Source organism: Paraclostridium sp. (genome assembly GCF_051657365.1).
Lineage (GTDB): Bacteria > Bacillota > Clostridia > Peptostreptococcales > Peptostreptococcaceae > Paraclostridium.
Genome location: NZ_JBOFKN010000030.1, coordinates 1 through 7,007 on the forward strand (window position 1 = coordinate 1; position 7,007 = coordinate 7,007).

Consider the following 7,007-nt stretch of genomic DNA (forward strand, 5'->3'; position numbering starts at 1 on the left):
TATTATTTTTTATATAAAATTATCATTTTTTAAATTATAAATATACAAAAAATTAATTGATATACTAAATTTAATAATAAAATAATATATTTTTTTAAATGTATTTCAAAAAAATTTTTTTATGTTAGAATAAAAATAACAAAAGATATTTTTAAAAATAAAACACAAGCTTGTTAAATATAGTTAAACAAGAGAGGAGACACTTATTATGTGTGGAATTGTAGGTTACGTAGGTAAAAATAATAATTCAATAAAAGTTCTTTTAGAAGGTCTTGAAAAACTTGAATATAGAGGATATGACTCTGCTGGAATTGCTTTTCTTGAAAATGATAATATAAAAATCTTAAAAAAATTAGGTAAAGTTAAAAATCTTAAGGATAGTATAGCAAACAATGAATATTCAAACATTGGAATTGGACATACTAGATGGGCAACTCATGGAGCTCCTTCAGATACAAACTCACATCCTCATTTTAATAAAGATATGAGTATAAATGTTGTTCATAATGGAATTATTGAAAATTATATAGAATTAAGAAAAATGCTTGAAGATAAAGGTTATGTATTTAAAAGTGAAACTGATACAGAAGTAATTCCACATCTTATAGATATGAATTATAATGGGGATATTTTACAGGCTACTTTAAAAGCACTTGAGTTCTTAAAAGGATCTTACGCTATAGCCGTAATGTCAAAATTTGAGCCAAATAAATTAATAGCTGTTAAAAAGGATAGTCCTTTAATTATTGGACAAGGGGTAAACGAAAACTTTATTGCTTCTGATATTCCAGCAGTACTAAAATATACAAAAGATGTTTATATAATGGATGATAATGAGGTTGCTATTCTAACTGAAGATAATATTGATTTTATAAATATCAATGGTGAAAAAATTTCAAAAGAAATCTTTAAAATCACTTGGAATGAAACTTCAGCTGAAAAAAATGGTTATACTCATTTCATGCTTAAAGAAATTCACGAACAACCAAAAGCAATAAAAGACACTTTAGCTGGTAGAATATCTGAAGATAAAAAAGATGTTATTTTAGATAATATTTCTCTTACTAAAGAAGATTTAAATAAAATCAACAAAATATATATAGTTGCTTGTGGTACAGCTTATCATGCTGGAATGATTGGTAAATATTCAATTGAAAAACTTGCTAGAATTCCTGTTGAAATTGATGTAGCATCTGAATTCAGATATAAGGATCCTATTCTTGATGAAAATACTTTAATGATAGTAGTATCTCAATCTGGTGAAACTGCAGATACTTTAGCTGCGTTAAGAGAAGCTCAAAAAAATGGTGCTAGAGTAATTGGTATCACTAATGTTGTCGGCAGTGCTGTTGCGAGGGAGGCAAATGATGTATTATTCACATATGCTGGACCTGAAGTTGCTGTTGCATCTACAAAAGCATATTCAACTCAAGTAGCAGCTTTTTATTTAATCGCTATACACTTAGCTAAATTAAATAACAAAATAGATGATACTACTACACAATCTATTTTATCAGAACTTTCAACAATATCAGAAAAAATAGATATCGTTTTAGATACTACAGATGCTCAGATGAAAGAAATAGCTAATATCCTTAAAGATAAAGAAGATATGTTTTATCTTGGAAGAGGATTAGATTATACTGTTGCTCTTGAAGGATCCTTAAAAAACAAAGAAATTTCTTATATCCACGCTGAAGCATATGCATCAGGCGAGCTAAAACATGGTACTATAGCACTTATTACAGATGATATTCCTGTATTAGCTTTAGTAACTCAGAAAAATCTTATTGAAAAATCTATAAGTAATATTAAAGAAACAGTAACTAGAGGTGCTAATGTTATCACTGTTGCAACAGAAGGTTTTACATCTGTTGAATCAGTTTCTAATCATGTTATTTATATACCAAAAACTCATGATTTATTAACACCACTACTTTCAGTAGTTCCATTACAATATTTAGCTTACTACTGTGCAATAGCTAGAGATTGTGATGTAGATAAACCTAGAAATCTTGCTAAATCAGTAACTGTTGAATAGGCGCAATAGTTATTATATTGAATTATAAAATTACGTATAAAATTTTAATCATTAGGCGAATAAAATTTTTAAAAGAAAGCATTTTTTAGTGCTTTCTTTTGTTTTTGAGCTAAAATTATAAAATTATTATTTTTTAAATTTTCTGAAATTTCAATTTAATTTAACTTTAAAAGATTAAATCCATATTAGAAATTTAAATAGTTGGACTTCTCTCTATAAAATTTATTACTTTACTTAATACTTCAACAATTTTAAGTAAACGTTTTTGCTACAATTTTAAAATCAATAAGTTGATATTGTACTATCTATAGGTATACAATATATTTAATATAAAGGAATTATTTAGATTAAATGCTAAATAATAAAAACTATTTAATACTATACAATTGATGGTCTAGAAATATTTTATTTATTTAAATAAAAAGAGTAGCTATAAAATAAATTTTTAATTAGTAAAATGTATTTAAGTTAGCCTTCCCCCTATAAATTTCTACCATAAAACTGTATTATTATAGTTAAAATTTATTTTAAAATATGGAGTGTGATTTTTATGGAAAGAAGTTTAGTTCTTATTAAACCAGATGCTGTTGAAAGAAATCTAATCGGTGAAATCATAAGTATTTATGAAAAAGCCGGCTTGAAAGTTGTAAATCTTAGACTTGAAAAAGTATCAAAACAAAAAGCTCTTAGACATTATATAGAACATGCTGGTAGAAGTTATTTTAATGAGTTAATCACTTATATAACAAGAAGTCCACTTGTAGCAATTGAATTAGAAGGTGACGATGCTATTGAAAGAATAAGAGCTTTAAATGGTAGTGCTAGAGATCCTGAAAAAGGTTCAATTAGAGATAGATTTGCAGTTTCTCTTACTGAAAATTCAGTGCATTCATCTGATTCAGCTGAAACAGCTCGTAGAGAATTGCATTTATGGTTTAACGATTAAGTTAAACGTTTTCTTAACAAAAAAATAAGTATTTTATTATTAAAGCTACCACTTTAAAAGTGGTAGCTTTATTTTATATATTATCTTTAACATACTTTTAAATCTATTAATACAGACATTGACTTATATATTTTTTTATTAGTAACTTTTTTTACGTATGAATATTCAATATAAGGTGTGATATTAACTCTTCTTGCACGAACTAAGGCCTCTATATCTATTCCGTTTATTTCTTTAGGAATGACTATACTTTTACTTTTATAATATTCATTATAAATTATATGCACAGGTTTTTCCTTAAATTTAGCACTATAAGTAATCTTTTCACTAAACTTAATAAGAACTGAAATTTTACATCCTGTTAATATAGTTCCTTCATTTGAAATTCCAATATCAGTTTCTACAATATTAAATTCTTCAATATCTGGCCAAACCTTTATAGCATTAACACATTCAACCTCTGGATCTTCAAACGATAAATCATAAAAATCATAAATATCAAAATTAATAAAATATAGTGCATTTTTAGGATAAACTTTATTCTCTTCTTTATAATTCATATAAATCCTCCTAACACACACTAGCCAATAATAATAAATCTATACTTAAATAAATTTCTCTTTCTCTATAAGATATAATATAAAGATCTTCAACAAACGTATTAGCTTGTATATACAATTCCTCTTTACTTCCCTCTGGTAAAACAATTGTCCCACTATATAAAGAATCATGAATAAAACTATTTAATAGTTGCTCACCATCATAGGAAATATACTGAAACTTAATTTTCATATTACCAGCAACAAATAATTTTCCACCAGTTAAAATTTGTCCCTCAAATGATTTCCCCATTGCTGTCTTTATCACTTTACTTTCTGTTATATCACAAAATATATCTACTTTTGTAATTTGTTTTATATCATGTTTATTTAGTGGCAATAGAACTCTTTCTTCTAAATAAATATTTTTAAAAATGTTGTCATTTTTAGGAATATTTAATATCTCTATTCCATTATATTCTACTAAATCTCTTATAAGCATCATTATCCCTCCCCTTAAATAGATAAAATTTTAGCAAGTAATAAAATAGTATTACTACTATAAATTTTATCATCAGATAATTTTTTATATATATTCTTTTCAATTTTTCCATAAGGTTCTACTTTATTAGAAATATCAAATCCTACAGGCAAAACTATAGCATCATAAAAAGGTATTTCATACACGATAGAATAAATTTCATCATCACTATCTAATGCAATATATTCAACTGTTTGCTTTAATACTCCATAGATCATTAATTTATATCCAGTTAAAATTTTCCCTTCTATAGATTTACTTTTAGCTGTTTCTATTATATAACTACTATAAATATTTACATCGCTCTTTATATTATCTATAACTTTTATTTTAGGTTTAGGATTATAAACTTTTAAGATATTATCTTTTTCTACTATATTAAAATTAGAAAAAGCTAAATTAAGTTTTTTTTCATTACTATTTTTTACACATTTTATCAAGCTTCCAATTTTTCCATTTTCAAGAATATATCCATATTTAATATAAGTTTTAGTATTATACTCTAATAAATTTTTAACTTTTAAAATTTTAATTCTATATATAATCTTTCGCACTTCACCTATACATATATTCCCAATAATAATTCCTCTTTCTATATTTACATTATTAACATTCTCTCCATCAAGAGAAAAACTCCTATTTACAAGTTCCAACCCGTCTAAAAGTTCATCCACAAATAATACATTTATTGCATCTAAAGTTCCAAGATTTTGAATAATTATTTGAAATTCAATTTCTTCTCCTAATACTGCAAAGTCTTTATTCCACGATTTAGAGATACTTAATTTATTTTTTTCTATATTTATCGAACATTCATTACTATATACTGTACCACCTTGTCTATTAATGTCATTTATGTTATATAAATAATTTGCAGTTGCTTTATTTTTAACAAAATGCTGTCCTCCTTGTATATCTATAACTTTAAATTTATATTTAATTTCAACTGCTTCCCCAGGACTCATATTATTTATTATAACTCCTGACATAATACTTTCGTTTTCACATTCTAAATTATCAATTATAATTGAATTTTTTATAAACTCTAATTCTTTTGGTAATATATCGGTAATTATGGCTTCTTGCAATTCTGTATCACCATCATTTATTATTAAAATTTTAGCTTCTAATTCTGCTCTTACTACAGTATACTCATCACTTACAGACTTTATAAGTTTTAAGCTTGGATTATAAATTTCCATAAAATTTTCTGATATATCTTCATATTCAACATCTTTATTTAAAATAAAATTTTTATTTATCAATTTTCCCTTTAAAAAAATATAATCTTTAACTATGGATTTTAATAATCTATTCACTTTAGCTATTAACGTAATTTTAATTTTTTCTTTAGGATATAAACTAGGCAATTCTAGATATTCATTATCACTAAAATTAATCAAATCATCGTCTATTTTACTTTCTATAACTTCTATACTATTTGAAAACTTCCATTTTATAATTGGGCCTTCCAATATTGTTTCACCTTGATTAATTATATCAATATAATACTCAAAAATTTCTCCTACTATCAATTTATTTTTAGATATACTTTTATCTATTTTGATATCATTTTTTAAAATTTTAAGTTTTATAATTTCACTTTCAATATACGAATTAAATTTTTTATCATTCACAATATACTCATGTTCTATTGTACTATACGAAATAACCTCCATTTTATATTCAACAACTTTAGTATAGAAATTTATCTCCAAACTATCTCCTATTAAAAGATTTTGTACTTTTATTCCATCAACTAAAGATAAAAAAGAACTAACTCCATTAATTTTAAGTTCTCCAAGATATTCTAAACTTTTATCTATTACTTCTTTAACTTTTAAATTTTTAATATCTATTTTACCTATATTACTTATAATTATAGTATTTTTAATTTTATCTCCTTCAATTACAATATCTTTATCAATCAGCTTTTCTATTTTTATATTTGGCATAATATTTTGGATCTTTATTTTTTCAAAACAGCTCTCCTTTTTAATAAGCGCATTAAAGTTATATTCATATTCAAATTGAGGAGTAAATTCTAAAAATTTATTTTCTATACTCAAAATTTTAAGATTATATTCAATGTGCAATTCATTTTGAACTTCTAATTTCGGTATTTTAATTTCATAAAGTACTATATCAAAATTTTCTTCTGTTCCATTTATTAAAAATTTATCATTAAAAAATTTAGCTCCTTTTGAATTTAAATTTTTAATTGTTAAATTTTCTAAAGTATTTTCACCTGTATTTTTAATAAACATTTTAAATTTAATTATATCTCCATTTGTTGTGTATGTTTTATCAACACTAAATTTCATCTCAATTTCTTGAATCTCTATATTTTCTTTTTTTATTTTTTTATTAAAATTTATTTCATTATTATTTTCAGTGACTATATTTTCTTGTATATCAAAAAAAATTTTTTTATATACAATATTTTTTGATAAAATTAATTTCAATTTAATATAATCTATTCCCTCAAATTTTTTATTAGGAATATAGCCCCATACACCATTAGTTCTATTTATATTTATACAGCCATTTTTAACATTTTCTTCAATTAAAATTTCTTTAATTTTTTCAAATTCAACTAATCTACCACTTACCATAGTATCTACATTTACATATTTATATTCCTCTACAAATTCTTTTTCAGAAATATTACTATATTCTTTTTCTACAATCTTTTCAAATTCTATATTTTTATTATTAATTTCACCTGATAATTTGATAATATTAATTGAATTAATACTTAGTATACCTTTAAAAATATTATTATTTTTTATATCAATAAAATAAATATAACCTAATTCATCAGAAAAGATATTATTTATAGTCTTAAAGTCAATTTCCCCCAAAAATGTTAAGGTTATAATATCTCCTGTTTTTAAATCTATCTTTTTTATAAATTTATTATTGTCTGTTATACCATAT

General features: G+C 23.6%; 5 protein-coding genes. 2 read left to right on the plus strand and 3 right to left on the minus strand.

Features of this window, described 5'->3' with window-relative positions:
* Window positions 1-208 precede the first annotated feature (208 nt).
* The gene (gene glmS / locus ACRCYC_RS01930; RefSeq protein WP_438617478.1) at window positions 209-2,041 is read left to right on the plus strand and encodes a glutamine--fructose-6-phosphate transaminase (isomerizing); all 1,833 of its coding nucleotides are present in this window, start codon (window positions 209-211) and stop codon (window positions 2,039-2,041) included.
* A gap of 550 nt (window positions 2,042-2,591) precedes the next feature.
* The gene (locus ACRCYC_RS01935) at window positions 2,592-2,987 is read left to right on the plus strand and encodes a nucleoside-diphosphate kinase (protein WP_438617479.1); all 396 of its coding nucleotides are present in this window, start codon (window positions 2,592-2,594) and stop codon (window positions 2,985-2,987) included.
* Window positions 2,988-3,073: 86 nt separating this feature from the next.
* Here the strand turns inward: ACRCYC_RS01935 and ACRCYC_RS01940 are convergent, their stop codons facing one another.
* The 3 genes from ACRCYC_RS01940 to ACRCYC_RS01950 all read right to left on the minus strand — a co-directional run.
* Entirely contained in the window at window positions 3,074-3,547 is a 474-nt protein-coding gene (locus ACRCYC_RS01940) for a hypothetical protein (RefSeq protein WP_438617480.1), read from the minus strand.
* 10 nt (window positions 3,548-3,557) lie between these two features.
* Window positions 3,558-4,031, minus strand: coding sequence for a hypothetical protein (locus ACRCYC_RS01945; protein ID WP_438617481.1), 474 nt, complete (start codon window positions 4,029-4,031; stop codon window positions 3,558-3,560).
* A gap of 11 nt (window positions 4,032-4,042) precedes the next feature.
* A partial coding sequence (locus ACRCYC_RS01950) for a hypothetical protein (protein WP_438617482.1) occupies window positions 4,043-7,007 on the minus strand: 2,965 nt, incomplete at its 5' end.